General features: G+C 31.1%; 14 protein-coding genes. 4 read left to right on the top strand and 10 right to left on the bottom strand.

The features are described from left to right. Positions 1-111 precede the first annotated feature (111 nt). The 6 genes from ACFQ1O_RS01345 to ACFQ1O_RS01320 all read right to left on the bottom strand — a co-directional run bounded on the left by ACFQ1O_RS01345 (position 112) and on the right by ACFQ1O_RS01320 (position 5,092). Positions 112-2,220 (bottom strand): flotillin family protein, encoded by a 2,109-nt coding sequence (locus tag ACFQ1O_RS01345; protein WP_377712524.1) that lies wholly within the window; start codon positions 2,218-2,220, stop codon positions 112-114. 7 nt (positions 2,221-2,227) lie between these two features. Next, a complete protein-coding gene (locus ACFQ1O_RS01340) occupies positions 2,228-2,950 on the bottom strand; it encodes a hypothetical protein (RefSeq protein WP_377712522.1) in 723 nt (240 codons plus the stop codon). A 29-nt stretch (positions 2,951-2,979) separates the two neighbouring features. Further along, positions 2,980-3,705 (bottom strand): PspA/IM30 family protein, encoded by a 726-nt coding sequence (locus ACFQ1O_RS01335; RefSeq protein WP_377712520.1) that lies wholly within the window; start codon positions 3,703-3,705, stop codon positions 2,980-2,982. A gap of 149 nt (positions 3,706-3,854) precedes the next feature. Beyond that, entirely contained in the window at positions 3,855-4,169 is a 315-nt protein-coding gene (locus ACFQ1O_RS01330) for a YbjQ family protein (protein ID WP_377712518.1), read from the bottom strand. A 25-nt stretch (positions 4,170-4,194) separates the two neighbouring features. Then, positions 4,195-4,638 carry a hypothetical protein gene (locus tag ACFQ1O_RS01325; RefSeq protein ID WP_377712516.1) on the bottom strand — a complete coding sequence of 148 codons (444 nt, stop codon included), beginning with the start codon at positions 4,636-4,638 and terminating at the stop codon, positions 4,195-4,197. Between the two features lie 55 nt (positions 4,639-4,693). Further along, positions 4,694-5,092: a molecular chaperone Tir gene (locus ACFQ1O_RS01320; RefSeq protein WP_377712514.1), complete on the bottom strand. Its 399-nt coding sequence runs from the start codon at positions 5,090-5,092 to the stop codon at positions 4,694-4,696. A 291-nt stretch (positions 5,093-5,383) separates the two neighbouring features. On the opposite strand from ACFQ1O_RS01320, the gene ACFQ1O_RS01315 reads away from it, so the two are divergent. Both ACFQ1O_RS01315 and ACFQ1O_RS01310 read left to right on the top strand, forming a co-directional pair. Next, entirely contained in the window at positions 5,384-6,145 is a 762-nt protein-coding gene (locus ACFQ1O_RS01315) for a helix-turn-helix domain-containing protein (RefSeq protein WP_377712512.1), read from the top strand. A gap of 3 nt (positions 6,146-6,148) precedes the next feature. After that, positions 6,149-6,832, top strand: a complete 684-nt coding sequence (locus tag ACFQ1O_RS01310; protein WP_377712510.1) for a peptidoglycan DD-metalloendopeptidase family protein — start codon at positions 6,149-6,151, stop codon at positions 6,830-6,832. Positions 6,833-6,882: 50 nt separating this feature from the next. On the opposite strand, the gene ACFQ1O_RS01305 is transcribed toward ACFQ1O_RS01310, so the two are convergent. Further along, positions 6,883-7,770 (bottom strand): hypothetical protein, encoded by an 888-nt coding sequence (locus tag ACFQ1O_RS01305; protein WP_377712508.1) that lies wholly within the window; start codon positions 7,768-7,770, stop codon positions 6,883-6,885. 171 nt (positions 7,771-7,941) lie between these two features. On the opposite strand from ACFQ1O_RS01305, the gene ACFQ1O_RS01300 reads away from it, so the two are divergent. Beyond that, positions 7,942-10,305, top strand: a complete 2,364-nt coding sequence (locus ACFQ1O_RS01300) for a fibronectin type III domain-containing protein (protein ID WP_377712506.1) — start codon at positions 7,942-7,944, stop codon at positions 10,303-10,305. Position 10,306: 1 nt separating this feature from the next. Beyond that, positions 10,307-12,445 (top strand): alkaline phosphatase D family protein, encoded by a 2,139-nt coding sequence (locus tag ACFQ1O_RS01295; RefSeq protein WP_377712503.1) that lies wholly within the window; start codon positions 10,307-10,309, stop codon positions 12,443-12,445. Positions 12,446-12,646: 201 nt separating this feature from the next. Here ACFQ1O_RS01295 and secA read toward each other — a convergent pair whose 3' ends face one another. The 3 genes from secA to ACFQ1O_RS01280 form a co-directional block, all read right to left on the bottom strand. Next, positions 12,647-16,015: a preprotein translocase subunit SecA gene (gene secA, locus ACFQ1O_RS01290; protein ID WP_377712500.1), complete on the bottom strand. Its 3,369-nt coding sequence runs from the start codon at positions 16,013-16,015 to the stop codon at positions 12,647-12,649. 59 nt (positions 16,016-16,074) lie between these two features. Further along, entirely contained in the window at positions 16,075-16,296 is a 222-nt protein-coding gene (locus tag ACFQ1O_RS01285) for a DUF2795 domain-containing protein (protein WP_377712498.1), read from the bottom strand. 158 nt (positions 16,297-16,454) lie between these two features. Beyond that, complete coding sequence (locus ACFQ1O_RS01280; protein ID WP_377712496.1) at positions 16,455-17,027, bottom strand: cob(I)yrinic acid a,c-diamide adenosyltransferase; 573 nt, start codon at positions 17,025-17,027, stop codon at positions 16,455-16,457. Between the last annotated feature and the right edge of the window lie 133 nt (positions 17,028-17,160).

Below are 17,160 nucleotides of genomic sequence, written 5' to 3'. Positions count from 1 at the left end.
TAATAATAGTAACGAAAGAGAAGTAGGAGAGAACAACCGGTTAGTTCTTATTAAATCTCCGTCTGTTGCTCAGTATGAATATTCATACTGAGCTTTTTTGACGAAGTTGAATTACTTCAATTTCTTATCTGATAATCCTAAGGCTTTTGCTAGGTTGAACAGATTACCAAAAGTGTTTTGTTCATCTGTAGAGCTAGCTTTAGCTTGTAAGTCTAATAATAGTTTAGATATGGTTAGGTTTTTGATATCTTCAGATCCAATACCATATTCAGTTGCAAAGTCTTTTATTTTGTCTAATAAATTACCTTTTACATCATCGCTACCTAAAATAGCGTCTTTAACTTGAGTAATGTTATCTGAATGGTTCACTAACCTGTCAATTCCTTTAGACTTGGTAATCTGACCAATAATCTGATCGAAGAACATTGTCTCACCACCAACAATATCGATATTAGACGCTTTTAACGCTTCTCCAATTACATCTGCTTGAGCATCTGCAATATCTTTCTGGATATTGATTTCTGCTAAGTCTACTTGTAATTCTTTATCAAGCTTTAACTTAAACTCTTCGTGTTCTTTACCTACACCATCAAGTTTCTTCATAGCTTCTGCTTTCTCTTCAATTCCAGCTGCTTCAGCAAATGCAATTTCTTTATCTCCGCTAGCTTGTGCTAATGCTTTTTCTTTAATTACTTCAGCTTCTGCAATTCCTTGAAGTTTAATAGCTTCTGCTTTTGCTTCAATTCCAGCTGCTTCAGCAATAGCAGTTTTTTCTATAATAGTAGCTTCAACCAAACCTTGCTTTTCACTAGCTTCAGCTTTAGCATGCATTACTTGAGCCTCAGACATACCTAGAGTAGCTTCTTCTTTTGCTTGTGCTTCTGCTAAGATTTTACGAGCTTCTGCTTCTTTAACAGATGCTTCTTTCTGTGCTTGAGCATGAATATTAATTTCTTCGGCTTTTTGCTTAGCTGCTTCTTTTTCAGCCTCCGCTAATTTAATACGCTTAATTAATTGCTCTTGAGCAGATTTTTCAGCTAAGGTAATGGCTACTTGCTTTTCACGATCGGCACCTTTAAATGCCTCAATATCTTTCATGTTTTCCTGCTCTTCAACAACACCTTTTTCTAGCATTACTCTATCACGAATAACATCTTGAATGTTTTTCTTCTCAACCTCTACAGCTTTCTCTTTATCAATTTGAGCAAGTGTTACAATTCTTTCACGTTCTGTAGCTTCTAAATCACGGTCTTTAATTACTCTTTCTGTTTCAACAGCATCAGTACGTTCTTTGTTTTTAGCTGCAACAATTACCTGACGTTGTTTGTTTTCTTCAGCAATTTGTAATTTTTCTTCAGTTGCTATTCTAGCCGTTTCAGACTTTAATCGCTCTTCTTCAGCAACTTTTAAAGTTTCTGCTTCTTCACGAGATACAATATTTGCAATCTCACGTTTTTGCTGTTCTTCTTTCTCTGCTAATTGCTTGTCTAACTCTAAAATGGCTTCTCGTGCTTCTACATCTTGCTTACGAATGGTTTTCTCTTCGTCACGCTTAATTAAGTTAGATTTTATGTTTTGTGCAGCAGTTAATTCAGTAATTTTCTTGATACCTTCAGAATCTAGAATATTATCAGATTTTAAATGGTTTACATCTGTTTGTTCTAAATAATCAATAGCACAATCTTCTAGTGTATATCCATTTAAATCTCGACCTATTTCTGAAATAATTTTATCTCTAAATTCACTGCGAGATTCATATAATTCAATAAATTCAAATTGTTTTCCTACAGTTTTTAAACCTTCTGAGAATTTTGCTTCAAATAATTCATTAAGAGTGTCTATATATGAAGCTCTTTCACAGCCAATAGTCTGAGCAACTTCGATAATAGCATCTTTAGATTTATTAACACGAACAAAGAAAGCTACTTTAATATCCGCTCTCATGTTGTCTTTACATATTAAACCATCAGAACCAATACGCTCAATTTCTATTTTTTTAACAGAAATATCCATGATTTCTACTTTGTGTAAAACAGGTATAACATACATACCTTTGTCGAAAGCTACTGCTGTACCTCCAAAACCAGTCTTTACTAAGGCTTGACCTTGAGCAATTTTTTTGTAAAACATTGCAATAATTGCAATGAAAACAATGAATAAAAAGATAACACCAACAACTGCGAAAATTGCTATTTGTGCTCCTGTACTTAGTGTGTCCATAAATTAGTTAATTTTTATATGATTGAATAAAATAATATTTTTTATCAGATGATTCTTTTATAATCAAAACTTCCTGACCTGAGTTGATTTTTTCCCCGTTAAGAGATTTACAGTAAACATTAATTGGACTAGAATCTACAATTAATTTCATTGATCCTAATTTGTCGCCAGAAAGGTTAGATATAAGAACTCCTCTTCTCCCTAATAAGTCTAATGATTCTTCTCCTTTCTTACTAAAATTTTTAAAGAACCTTTTAAAAGGACTTGTTAATATTTTTGTTAGAATTAATGATGGTATAATAGCTATGAAGAATATTATGAATCCAAAACTATTATCATAACTATGAGTGAAATTTGTAAAAAACACGGTTAAAAACCACCAGCATAAAATCCAAAAAGTGAAAGTGAACATAAATGGTAATTCAACAAAATTGAAGTATACCAATACAATCTGCCACCACTTTAAATCTCTTTTTCTATTTGGTAAGATGTCTTCTTTTTTCACCTCTGCATTTGCAAAATCATCAAAAGATACATTACCTGAATCTAAAGCTGTGTCGGTGTCTATATCTATATCAGTGTCAATATCCACATCTACTTCAACGTCAAAGTCTAAATCGAAATCTAAACCCGACATCATAGTTAATATCCAATATAAAAATAGGATGATTAGTAGAATGGTTAAAGGCATATTAACCGAGGAAAAAAATATGTCAGTTAGTCCGTTCATGTATTATTAGTTAGTTTAAGTTATTTGTTTTAAGATTCTTTAGAATCTCCTTTATCAGTCATGCCTAATTGCTCTTTTAGTTTTTCTAAATCGCTTAAGGCATTTGCTTCTGTAGTATCTACAACAGCATCTAGTTCTTCGTCTATGCTTTTAGACTCATTTGCTATATCCCCGTAAGCTTCAGCTAAGGCTTCACTCTGAGTTACTTTCTCTTTCATACGTTCTAACATAGAAACAGTACTAGAACTATCAATCTCTGCCATTTGCTTGTTTACATTTTTAGTTGCATCTGCAACCTTTACACGAGCTTTAAGGGTTCTTAATTCGTTTTCCCACTTGCTAATGCTTGATTTGATATCAGAAACATTCTTTTCTAATTGAGCAACCGATTTGTTAAATTTTTCTGCTTCTCCCTTAGCTCTTTCAACATGAGTACTAGCTTCTTCTTTTTTAATTAAAGCCTCTTTAGCTAGACGATCTCCTTCAGCTATATCTAAATCTCCAGCTTGTGCTTTCTTTAAGATTAACATTGCTTTATTTTGATAATCTTCTGCTTTAGAAGCATACTCTTCTTTTTCGTTATTAGCTCTAATAGCCATAGCTTTTACTTGTGCTAAAGCTTCTAAGCTCTTATCAAGGTCTTCTTTCATATCTCTAATACCTTGTTCAGTCATTTTAATGGGATCTTCCATTTTATCTATAGCAGAATTAGCTTCTGCTTTCCCTATTCTAAATAGTCTTCTAAAAATATTCATGATTTATTGGTTTAATTTGTGTTTAATTATCTCTATGTTCAAAATTTTCTGTTTTCTTAACTCGTATTCGCCTAAAAATTAAATAGACTAATATGATGAGGATGACAGCCCATACTAGTAACTGAAATCCAATTGCTGCAGCTTCCATACTAACTTAATTTTACGGCAGTACCATAGGCTAATATTTCTGAAGCACCTTGCATAACCATTGAAGTAGTAAGGCGAATATTAATTACGGCATCTGCACCTAGTTTTCTAGCATCTTCTATCATACGCTGCATAGCTTGTTCTCTAGCATGAGCTTGCAACTTGGTATACTCTTCAATTTCGCCACCTACTATATTTTTTAGGCCAGCAAAAATGTCACGTCCTATATTTCTTGCTCTTACGGTACTCCCTCTAGCAACACCTAAAATGGTTACTATTTCTTTGTTTGGTACGGTATCTGTGGTTGATATAATCATAATATTGTTTTTTTATTGGTTAGTTTTATCCTACAACTACTTGTTGACTTGAGTTTATTATAGATAAACTAATTAAAAGTAGTTTTAAGTTGTTTGTGTAGTCAATTAAACTGGCTTTTAAGAATTTATTTTTAAAAGAGTTTATCTTTTGTTCATTTTTAAAAAGTCCCCAAATTCCTGTCCATCTATTTATTGGTTTAAACAAGTAGGTTTTATTTTCAAATTCTACAGTTAACTTTCCCCAACCATTATTTTTTATTTTTCCCAACAATTCGTTATTGGTATTATAAATTTCTATGATAGGATTTAAAACTCCTTTTCTTATAAATGTATATGAAAGCTCATTAACTGTAATATTAAGATTTCCATACCAAGACATTCGTTTAATTTCTCCTACCTTTTGGTTATTATAAATTATATCTGTAAAGTTTTTAAAAAGCTTATGTTTTATTTGATATTCTTTTCTCATAAATGGTTAGTTTTTTAGGTTAAACTTTTAGAGAAGTCAGAACATCAAATAATTGCTAATATTTTGAGAACTCTAATATTTGTTCTGAGTATTCACTAAGCAATAAGCTAAGTGAGTTGATACTTCCTTCCAGCTCGTTTAGGTCTAGGTTTTCTAGTTGTAAGCTATCTCTAAAGATTACTTTTTGTCCAGTTTCATCTAAAACAAATGCTCCATGAACAATATCTCTGTTCTTTTGTAACAATTGTTTAAAGATATTTTCTGAAGGAGTATTGATCTTAAAAATGTATTGTTCTATAATTAATATAGGATCTGCAACACCTATAATTAAGTTTTTAATTCCTTCACTTTCTTTTTGAATCATCAGTATACCACTAGATTTATCTTCGTGAGTAATACTGTAATTTAACTCGATTAAGTAGTCTTTAATGATGTCAAATTTTGTTTTTTTCATTCTTGGTAAAATCAGATTTTAATGATTAGTTTTAGGGATTTAATATTACAAAAAGTTTACGATATAACTCACTAAACTGATGGTATATTTTACCAATTCTGATACGATTAATAACATAGTTGTTTTTTGTTTTTAGTTAGTAATTTGCTAATTTTTTTAGTCGACTCTAGTTTTTATTGCTATATTTGATAGCTTAATTATTATTTATAGCTAATATTTGTAGCTTTTGCTAATAATTATAGTGTAAATTTACATAAAAAAATCATATTTGCAAATAAAATTAGCATAATTATGTCGTTTTTTGGAAAAAACATTAAAAAAATACGAAGTGTAAAGAACTTAAGTCAGCAGGCTTTCGCAGATTTATTTGGTTTAAAGCGCGCAACACTAGGGGCTTACGAAGAAGGTAGGAGTGAGCCTAAGATAGATACAATTATTATGGTTGCTAATAAATTTAGCATAAAAATTGATGATATACTTACTAGAGATTTAACCGTTAATGAGTTGTTGCAGTTTAAAAGTGGTATAACTACAGATGTAAACGAGTTGACTCAAGAAAAATTTGCAAGTATACCATGTATTACAGAAAGTAATAGTTCTGATTATATTCAGTTTTATGAAAAAGAAACTTTTGTTAATCAAATGCCAGCTTTAAAGTTACCTGTTAAGAATACATTGCCTTTGCGTGGTTATACTATTAATAATTTGGAAATGACTTCTCATGACAAAGGATTGTATCCCAATGATATTGTTGTAGGTCATTATTTTCCAGTCAATAAAATAAAAGAGTTGCTTAATGGAACTTTAGTATTGGTATTGGTAAAAGGAAAATTAATATTAAGAAGGTTGTATTTGGTAAAGAACACTGTTGTTTTACGTGCAGATCATATTAATATAGATGATAAAGAGTTTGATAAGAAAGATATTGATGAAATATGGAAGATTAAATATGTGTTTTATAAGCGTATACCAGATTATAAGGATGATTTAGAAGATCAATTGTCTATATTGGCTAATGAATTAAGTAAGATTAAACGAAAAATAGGAGAGTAGATTATGAATTCTTTTGAACAATTACTATTTAATTATAGTTGTGAACCTTTATATGTTATAAATGCTTTTAATTATAAAAAGTATACTCCATTAGATTTAGCAGAGTCTAATAAAGAGCTATTAGACTTTGATATTACATCTGCAGAAGAATTTGAAAATTATATTAATTCTTTATTAGATAAAAAACAAGCCTCAGTTGCTTTTGGTGGTTATAACGAAACACGAAAAATATACCAAAGAAGCAATCATTTTTTCGAAACTGATTATAAAAAAGAAAGAAATATTCATTTAGGAATGGACTTCTGGTGTAGTGCGAATACACCTGTGCTTGTACCGTTAGAGGGTAAGGTGCATAGTTTTAAAAACAATACTGCTTTTGGAGATTATGGGCCAACAATTATTCTTGAACATGTAATTGAAGGAGTAATTTTTTATACTCTTTATGGGCATTTAAGCTTAGAATCTATATCAAATCTAACAATTGGTCAAGAATTCAAAAAAGGAGAAGAATTAGCTTATTTAGGAGATGCGTCTGTTAATGGTGATTATGCTCCTCATTTACATTTTCAAATAATAAAAGATTTAGAGGGAAGTTTTGGAGATTATAAAGGAGTTACTTCATTGAACGAACAAAAAAGAGATCTGAATAATTGTCCAGACCCTAATTTGTTGCTAAAAGTTTATTAGGTAAAATTAGTGTTGCATTAAATGATTTTCACTATAAATTATAAACAGATTTATTTGTTACAATCTAAATCTGAGCTTAATATATTGTTTTGTGGGGAAATAAATGAAGAATATTTTATAGTAAGGTACAATAAAATTATAGGAGCTATTCCATGAGGAACTCTATATATGGTTTGGTATAAGTATTGATGAAATATATTTATTGAAACATCATAAGTTAGTCCGCTAGCTATTCTAGCTATAGCAGTTATACTTCCCCAAAAGATCGCGTACATTAATATTGGTTTGTACAACTTAGGAATAAATATACCTATAGCTATTATAAAGTCTAATATACCCGCAATAAATAGAAAGTATTTTACTTGAGTTTCTGTTAAAGGGAGAGTATTTAAACTCATGGTTACAAAATTTGCAGGCAAAGGATATATGCAGCCAATAGCATATAAACCATGACAAGTAAATGTAAGAGCAATGATGGTTTTTAAATACCAAGTAAAGCTTAAATAGTTATTGGTTTTTGTAAAATATATAAGTAAGAATGGTAAACTAAACTGAATCGAGTGTTCAAAAAACATCGCCAAATGATAAAACTTTTCTTTGGTCTGAAGTAAAGCTAGAATTATTAAACTTATTCCACTTAACCAGATAATAGTTTTCATCCAGTTTTTAGATTTGTTATTAGAAAATAATACTAAAAAAGCACTAATAAAGAAAAAAATACCATTTAATTTTATTGATAGTTTTATTAAAGAATCTATTCTTAAACTGTTAGCATATTCTTTCCAGCTGTAACCCAATAGGTTGATTAAAGGTTCAATTAGTTTTTGATCCCATAATAAAGTTCTAAATGGAGCATCCCAAAAAATAAATTGGTATGCTCTACCTATTAATACACAAAAGCAAGATATTCTCAATAAGAGAATTATATTCTTATTCATAATTGAATCAATTTAACATACAAATCTAGGCTGTTAAAGTTATTTTTTCTTTGATTTTTTGTTACGCGTTTTTTATTAAAAAGTTATGCTTTTTAAGATTTGGTTAATTATTATGTACGCATAGTTTTGTAGGTTTTTTCATTTTAGTTTTACGCAAAAATTTTAATTAAAATGAAAAAAAGAATACTTTCTATATTAGTGTTATTAATAAGCTATTTGTCATTTTCTTCTAATGATAAATACAGACTTATATTAACTAACTCACCTTCTTCAACTATTACAATTGGTTGGAATCAAATTTCTGGTAATAATCCTATTGTTTACTATGGCGATACAGATTTAGGTGTCAACTGGGCATCTTATCCTTCTTCTAAAGGGGTAGATCGTTCAGTTTCTCATAAAGGAATGAATAACAGATTTGTAAGGTTATCTGATTTATCTCCTAATACGGTTTATTATTTTGTTATTAAAGACTCTGAAGGAACGAGTAGTAGGTTTTGGTTTAAAACAGCACCAAATACTAATGAGAAATTATCTTTTATTGCTGGTGGTGATTCTAGAAACAATAGAACACCAAGGAAAAATGCTAATAAGCTAGTAGCTAAGTTAAAGCCACATGCTGTATTTTTTGGAGGAGACATGACCAATGTCAATACGAGTTCAGAATGGCAAGAATGGATGGATGATTGGCAGTATACAATAGCTTCAGATGGTAGAATGTTTCCTATAATACCAGCTAGGGGTAATCATGAAAGTTCTAATGCAGATATTTATAATTTATTTGACACATCTTCTACAGATGTATATTATGCATTAACTTTTGGTAACAACTTAATAAGATCTTATACATTAAATTCAGAAATTGCTGCTGGTGGAAGTCAGGGTTCTTGGTTATCTTCAGATCTCAGCTCGAATAGTGATGTTGTTTGGAAAATGGCTCAATATCATAAGCCAATGAGGCCACATGAAAGTGGTAAAAGTGAAGGTAATGATGAATATAATAATTGGGCTCAATTATTTTATGATAATGGAGTTAGGTTGGTATGTGAAAGTGATTCACACACTGTAAAAACTACTTGGCCAGTAAAACCATGTAATAGCGGAGCTAATTGTAGTGAAGGTTTTGAACGAGATGATGTTAATGGTTCTGTTTATGTTGGTGAAGGTTGTTGGGGAGCGCCTTTACGAGCTAATGATGATAATAAGCCGTGGACAAGAGATAGTAGTTCTTTCAACCAATTTAAACTAATTTTTGTTGATGAATATAAAATTCAAATTAGAACTGTAGTTGTAGACAATGCAGACCTTGTAACAGATGTAGATAATAATAACGTTTTTAATTTACCTTCTAATTTAAATTTATGGAATCCATCTAATGGATCTGTAATAGAAATAATCAATCAATCTTTAGTGGCCACTGTGCCAGATGTAGAATATGCAAACTTGGTTAATGGGCAAGCTATAGCTAGTGGAGTTACAACTCCTATAGATTTAAATGTATTAAATACAGGTTCAGGAATAGCAGCTGTAGATTTTCATGTAAATGGAAATTCTATAGGAATTGACACTGAAGCTCCTTATGCAGTTAACTATAATTTCCCTAGCGGAAGGCATAAAATAACTGTTTTTGCTTATAATGATAATTTTTCTGCTTACGATGAAGAAACTATTTATGTTAATGTAGGTAATTTTTCTGAAACAGTAGAAATACCAATTTCAAGTGGTAATGATGATGTAGAGGAAGGTATTGATGATAATGGAGAATTGTATTACGATAGCTCCGATTTAGAATTAGCTTTTGATTATACATGGACAGCTTTTGGGACTAATCAATACATAGGTTTACGTTTTCAGAATGTAATTGTTCCAGAAAATGCTATTATCACAAATGCCTACATACAATTTGTTGCAGAAGACTCACAAAGTAATGCTGTAACCTTGCGTATAGCTGCTCATAATTCTGGAGATTCCCCAAAAATAGTTGGAGATTATGGTGTTTCTGGTATGTCTAGAACAGCTACAGTTGATTGGAATCCAGCTGCCTGGAGTACCGATGAAATAAGTACAGATACAAGAACACCCAGTTTAAGCGGAATGGTTCAGGCTATTGTAAACCGTAATGATTGGAAGTATGGAAATGCGATGAGTTTTATACTTTGGGATAAAGACAATGATAATGATAGAAGAAAAGCCTATTCTTACGATAATAATCCAGCTAAAGCAGCAAAACTTCATATAGAATATCAATTTAATGGCAATACATTAAAAACTGAAGAGAACGAATTTTTAACTGAAAATGTAAAAGTATATCCTATACCTTTTAAAGATTACCTATTTGTATCAATTCCTAGTTCTATTAAGCAGGTAGATTTAGGTATATATGATTTATCAGGAAAATTAATTTATGCAAGAAAACAGTATGTAGCAAATAATAAAGTAGTTGTAAATACTCAGCATTTAGTAAAGGGTAACTATTATATAAGAATAAGCGATACTAAAGGGAATATAATTTCTAAACTAATAACCAGGAAATAAGATGAGAAAGTTGTTATTTATAATTCTTATGGGCTCATTTTATTTAAGTTGGTCTCAATCTAAAAATGCTACTATTACTCAAATAAATAGAAACATTTCTAGTGGTAATATAGAGGACTATTTCGATTCTTCTTTAGCTCCTTTTTATCATGGTGTTGCATCTGGTGATCCTACAGATAATGCTGTTGTTATTTGGACTAGAATTACAACAAATGCCGCGGGAGCTTTAGTTAAATGGTCGGTAGCTACAGACCCATCTATGAATACAGTGGTTCAGTCAGGAATAGTAATTACTAATGATACTAAAGATTATACAGCAAAAGTAGATGTTACAGGGTTAAATGCTGGAGCTACTTATTATTATCAATTTGAGTCTTCTGGGCAAAAGTCTATTATAGGTAAAACAAGAACAGCCCCAACAGGAACCGTAAACAATGTTCGGTTTGGAGTTGTTTCGTGTTCTAATTATCAAAATGGTTATTTTACAGGCTATCAAGAGCTTGCTAATAGAACAGATATAGATGTTATACTTCATTTAGGAGATTATATTTATGAGTACGAAAGCGGAGGGTATGGTTATAGTAGCAGTATAGGTAGAGGACATTTGCCAGCTAATGAAACGGTAACTCTAAATGATTATAGAGTAAGGTATTCTTATTATCGACTCGATCCTATGCTGCGAAACTTGCATCAGCAGCATCCATTTATTCTTATTTGGGATGATCATGAGTTTAGTAATGATGCTAATAAATACAGCGCTGAAAATCATGATAATGCAACAGAAGGAAGTTGGGAAACAAGAAAGAATAATGCCTATAAAGCTTATTTTGAATGGTTGCCAATTAGAGCTAACTCAATTGAAGAATATAGATTGTATAGAGAATTTTCTTTTGGTAATTTGGTTGATTTGTACATGCTAGATACTAGGATAGTTGGTAGGGGAGAAGCTTTAAGTTCTAAAGTTTCAAATCAATCTTTAAGTAAAGAAGAGAAAAAAAGTTTTATAAAAGATTTGATACAAACCAAATCTATCAATTCTTTAGAAGACTGTAAAGAATTGCTTAGGCAAATAGCACCGTTGTATTTAGATATTAGTTTATTAACAAATGAAGAGATAGATTTTTTAATTCATCATTTTGCGCATATTGCTTATGAATTTAAGCAGAATGGTGTTAAAGTATCACCTAGTAAATATGAAAGTTCTAAAGCAAGAGAAGTTATTAATAAAGCATATGTAAATTCTAATCATGATATTAGAAATTCTTATGTCTCAATATTAGGAGAAGAACAATATAATTGGTTAACCAGTTTACTGCAAGGTTCTACGGCTACATGGCGTATTATAGGGAATCAAGTTATGTTAATGCCATTTAATGGGGTTCCTACTAATGATGCTTGGGATGGATATTCTGAAGAAAGAGAAAGATTGTTAAAGTTTTTAGATGATAATACCATAAGGAATAACGTAATATTAACAGGAGATATTCACAGTATGTTTTCTGGTAATGTTGAGTACAATAACACTTGTCAGGCAGTAGAATTTATAGTTCCTAGTATTACTTCAGAAAATTTAGATGCTTATGGAGGAGTAGCGTCTTGGTTGGCAGAGACTTATGCTTTAACAGCAAATTCTCATATGAAAGATGTAAATTTAGATGGGCATGGTTATTATATATTAGATGTAAGTCCTAATAGAGTGCAAGCAGATTGGTATTTTATAAATGATATTACATCTGCAAATTCTGGACAATATTATTATAAAAGCTGGTTTGTAGATAAGGATGTTTGTAATGTAGTAGAAACTAATGCGCCAACAGAAGCTGTATTGTCTTATGGAGAATATCCATACCCAGTTGAAGCTAACTCTTCTTCTGAAGATTTAATAGTGATAGGAGTTTATCCTAATCCATTAGAAAGTCAAGGTAATATTCATTTTATAGTAAACAATAAGACTGAATTAAATTTTGCTTTATATGATTTTACAGGGAAAAAAGTATATGAAATAATTGAGCCTACTAACTTTAATAAGGGAGTGTATAATCTTAACTTTTCAATAAATAGTTCATTAAGTTCGGGAATGTATTTGTTAAGAATAAAATATAACGACAAAATAATAATGAAAAAAATTCAGATTAAATAAAGCTGTTTTTTTGTCAGTAGGAGATAAGGTGATCCATTTATCTGATTGATAAAGTTAAAACACAAAAAACTGTAGGCTTTAAAAGAGGTAATAAGTGTAAAAATGTTTAAGAAAATAAGGTTTAAATAGCTTTGTAGTTTTAGTGAGCAATTTAAAAAGAAGTAAAAAGGGTAGAATTAAAATTCTACCCTTTTTTTTATTTTAGTTTTGAATCAAAACGTATTCACCTTTTTTAAGTAAAGGTTCTGCTTTTTTAAATTTCATTGTTTCTGTTTTTCCGCTTAACACATGCTTAATGGTAACAGTATCATTCCTGCCAATTTTTGGTGTTTCACGAGTAATAGTTTCAGTAACCTGTTGTTGCTGAGGTTGGCTGGCAGCTGCACCTGCTGCTCTATTTTGTGCAGCTAACTCGTCACTATTTAAGACTTCTTCTTTGCTTTCTGTGTAGTCTTGTTTTTTAGTTGCTTGTCTAGCTTCACTAATATTTGCATCTTCTTGAGTAGGTAGTTCTCCTTTAAATAAGAAAGAAATAATTTCTTTATTCATATCAGAAACCATCGTTCTAAATAGTTTAAAACTTTCTTCTTTATAGATTAATAAAGGATCTTTTTGTTCGTGAACTGCTAAACGAACCGATTGTTTTAACTCATCCATCTTACGTAAGTGAGTCTTCCAAGAATCATCTATAATAGCTAGGGTAATATTCTTCTCAAAGTCGGTAATTAAAGCTTTTCCTTCTGTTTTATATGCTTTTTCTAAATCTGTAGCTACATTTAAACTTTTAATTCCATCTGTAAAAGGAACTAAAATCCTTCTAAATTGATCGCCTTGAGTTTCATACACATTTTTAATTACTGGAAATGCAGTATCTGCTGCTCTTTTCATTTTTTCCTGATAATGATCAATAACAGCTTTATAAACTTTTCCTGTAATATCTTGAATACTTAACTTTTTAAACTCTTCTTCTGAAATAGGAGAACTAGTAGAGAAGAAACGAATTAACTCAAACTCAAAGTTTTTAAAATCTTCAGTAGGTTTGTTGTTTAGTGTAATAACCTCTGCTGTGTCATAAATCATGTCAGCAATATCAATACTTAAACGTTCACCATATAAAGCATTTTTACGACGCTTGTAAATAACATTACGTTGTTTACTCATTACATCATCGTACTCTAATAAATGTTTACGAGTTCCAAAGCTGTTTTCTTCAACTTTTTTCTGAGCTCTTTCTATAGATTTAGAGATCATACCGTGTTGTATTACTTCTCCTTCTTCTAAACCTAATCTATCCATCATTTTAGCAATACGTTCGCTACCAAATAAACGCATTAGGTTATCTTCTAAAGAAACATAAAATTGAGAACTACCTGGATCTCCTTGACGTCCAGAACGACCTCTTAACTGACGGTCTACACGGCGAGAATCATGACGTTCTGTACCAATAATAGCTAAACCACCAGCTTTTTTAACGGCGTCAGATAGTTTGATGTCGGTACCACGACCTGCCATATTGGTTGCAATAGTAACAAAACCTCCTTGACCAGCTTCGGCTACAATCTCTGCTTCTTTTTTGTGCATTTTTGCATTTAGAACGTTGTGAGGAATGTTTCTTATTTTTAACATTCTACTTAATAATTCCGAAATTTCAACAGAGGTTGTACCAATTAATACAGGCCTTCCTTCGTTAGATAGTTTAGTAACTTCATCTATAACAGCATTGTATTTTTCACGCTTAGTTTTGTAAACTAAATCTTCTTTGTCTTTTCTTGCAATTGGACGATTAGTAGGAATTTCTACAACATCTAGTTTATAAATTTCCCAAAACTCTCCAGCTTCTGTAATTGCTGTACCTGTCATTCCAGAAAGTTTGTTGTACATTCTGAAGTAATTTTGCAAAGTAATAGTAGCAAAAGTTTGAGTGGCAGCTTCAATTTTTACATTTTCTTTTGCCTCTATGGCTTGGTGAAGTCCGTCTGAATAACGACGACCATCCATGATACGACCAGTAGATTCGTCTACGATCATAACCTTGTTATCCATTACCACATACTCAACATCCTTTTCAAATAAAGTATATGCTTTTAATAGTTGATTTAAAGAGTGTATACGTTCACTTTTAATACTAAAGTCTCTGTATAATTCTTCTTTTAAATCTGCTTCTTCTTCTTTTTCTAAACCTTTAGATTCAATTTTAGCAATTTCGGTTCCAATATCTGGCATGACAAAGAAATCTCTATCTCCATCGTCTTTAGATAAAAAGTCAACTCCTTTGTCTGTTAAATCTATTTGATTGTTCTTTTCTTCGATTACAAAATACAATTCAGCATCAATCTTATGCATTTCACGATTGTTATCTGCCATGTATTTGTTTTCAGTTTTCTGAAGCAATTGCTTAATTCCTTCTTCACTTAAAAACTTAATCAAAGCTTTATTTTTTGGTAAACCTCTATATACACGTAATAAAAGAACACCACCTTCTTCTGTATTGCCTTCTTTAATTAGTTTTTTAGCTTCTGCTAATACACCAACCAAATATTTGCGTTGTACTTCAACAACGTTAGCAATTTTAGGTTTTAATTCATTAAACTCGTGACGGTCTCCTTGTGGTATCGGTCCAGAAATAATTAGAGGTGTACGTGCATCGTCTACTAAAACAGAATCTATTTCATCTACAATAGCAAAGTTGTGCTTTTTTTGCACCAAATCATCTGGTGAATGCGCCATGTTATCACGTAGATAATCAAAACCGAATTCGTTATTAGTTCCGTAAGTAATGTCGGCATTATATGCTGCTCTTCTTTCGGCAGAGTTAGGTTGGTAGTTATCTATACAGTCTACTGTTAAGCCGTGAAATTGAAATAATGGAGCCATCCAAGCACAATCTCGTTTTGCTAAATAGTCATTTACAGTTACTAAATGAACACCGTTACCAGTTAAAGCATTTAAGTAAACAGGTAAGGTTGCTACTAAGGTTTTACCTTCTCCTGTTTGCATTTCTGCAATTTTACCTTGGTGCATAGCAATACCACCAATTAATTGAACATCGTAATGAATCATGTTCCAGGTAACGGCAGTACCTGCAGCATCCCAAGAAGTTTGCCAAATAGCTTGATCTCCGTTTAATTCAACAAAATCTTTGATTCCAGAAAGTTCTCTATCATAGGCAGAAGCTGTAACAGAAACAGTATCATTTTCTGTAAAACGTTTAGCTGTTTCTTTAACTACAGCAAAAGCTTCTGGTAAAATGTCAATTAATACTTTTTCTGATATTTCGTAAGCTTCTTCGTTTAGCTTATCTATTTGAGTGTATAAATCTTCTTTTTTGTCAATATCTGAAGTGTCTTCAATTTCGGTTTTTAGTCCGTCAATTTTAGATTTTATGTCAGCTATTGCATCGTTGATTTTAGCTTTAAATTCAATTGTTTTATTTCTAAGTTCATCGTTAGAAATACCAACCAGAGTAGGTTCAATTTTTTTAATTTTATTAACTAATGGTTGAATATCTTTCAAGTCTTTTTTTGACTTATCTCCAACAAATACTTTAAGTACTTTATTAAGTAAACTCATAGTGTGATTTTATAATAAAAAAAGCCTCTAGAAGAGACTTTTTAGTTGTTTTTTATAGTTTAGTATTCATCCTCGTTCCAAAGATAGTCTTCTTCGGTAGGATAGTCTGGCCATATTTCTTCAATAGACTCATATTGATCTCCTTCATCTTCTATAGACTGTAAATTTTCTACTACTTCTAGCGGAGCTCCAGTTCTAATAGCATAATCTATCAATTCGTCTTTGGTTGCTGGCCAAGGTGCATCACTTAAATGCGATGCCAATTCTAAAGTCCAATACATAATTGTAACTAATTTTTAATTCTTCAGCAAAAATAATTTTTTATATGAAAAAATCAAGTAAAAAATCATATTTTAATTCATATATATAAGAACGTGTATTCTAAGTTGTCAATTTGCTAATTTACATTGAGCAAAAGGTTAAGTGCAATCGCCCAAAATTAGAGTTTTTCTGGAACCCATTTAACTTCTTCGGCTTGTAAGTCATGTGACAACTTTCGTGCCAATACAAAAAGATAGTCAGATAGTCGGTTTAAGTATTTTAAAGCTCTATCGTCAAATGGTTCTATTTCGAAAAGAGCGCTAGCTAAGCGTTCTGCTCTTCTGCAGACACATCGTGCTATATGACAATATGACACGGTTGTGTGTCCGCCTGGTAAAACAAAATGCGTCATTGGAGGTAAAGAATCATTCATAATGTCCATTTCCTTTTCTAACAACTCTATGTTTTCTTCTGATATTTTAGGAATATTGAGTCGTTCTTTACCGTTTTTTAGAATCATTTTCTCTGGATCGGTGGCTAAAATAGCTCCAAGGGTAAATAATCGATCTTGAATGTGGATTGAAATTTCTTTTGATCGGGGGTCTATTTCTTGGTCTCTTATAAGTCCAATATATGAATTAAGTTCATCTACAGTTCCGTAGCTATCTATTCTAATATGGTGTTTAGGAACTCTAGTTCCTCCAAATAAAGCAGTGGTTCCTTTATCTCCTGTTTTGGTATATACTTTCATGACTAATAATATTAAAATTGAAAGAAAATGAGTAAAAATTTATCTTCTCATTTTTCTTTTATCGAAAATAGTGTCTCTTTTACTTCGCTTTCTGTTTTTTCTGTTAACATATCCTTTTATAATAAGATAAAAG

Source organism: Pseudofulvibacter geojedonensis (genome assembly GCF_042675745.1).
In the GTDB taxonomy this organism is placed as follows: Bacteria; Bacteroidota; Bacteroidia; order Flavobacteriales; family Flavobacteriaceae; genus Pseudofulvibacter; species Pseudofulvibacter geojedonensis.
The sequence above is the reverse complement of the archived record's forward strand: the minus strand, read 5'-3'. Positions and strand labels throughout refer to the sequence as shown.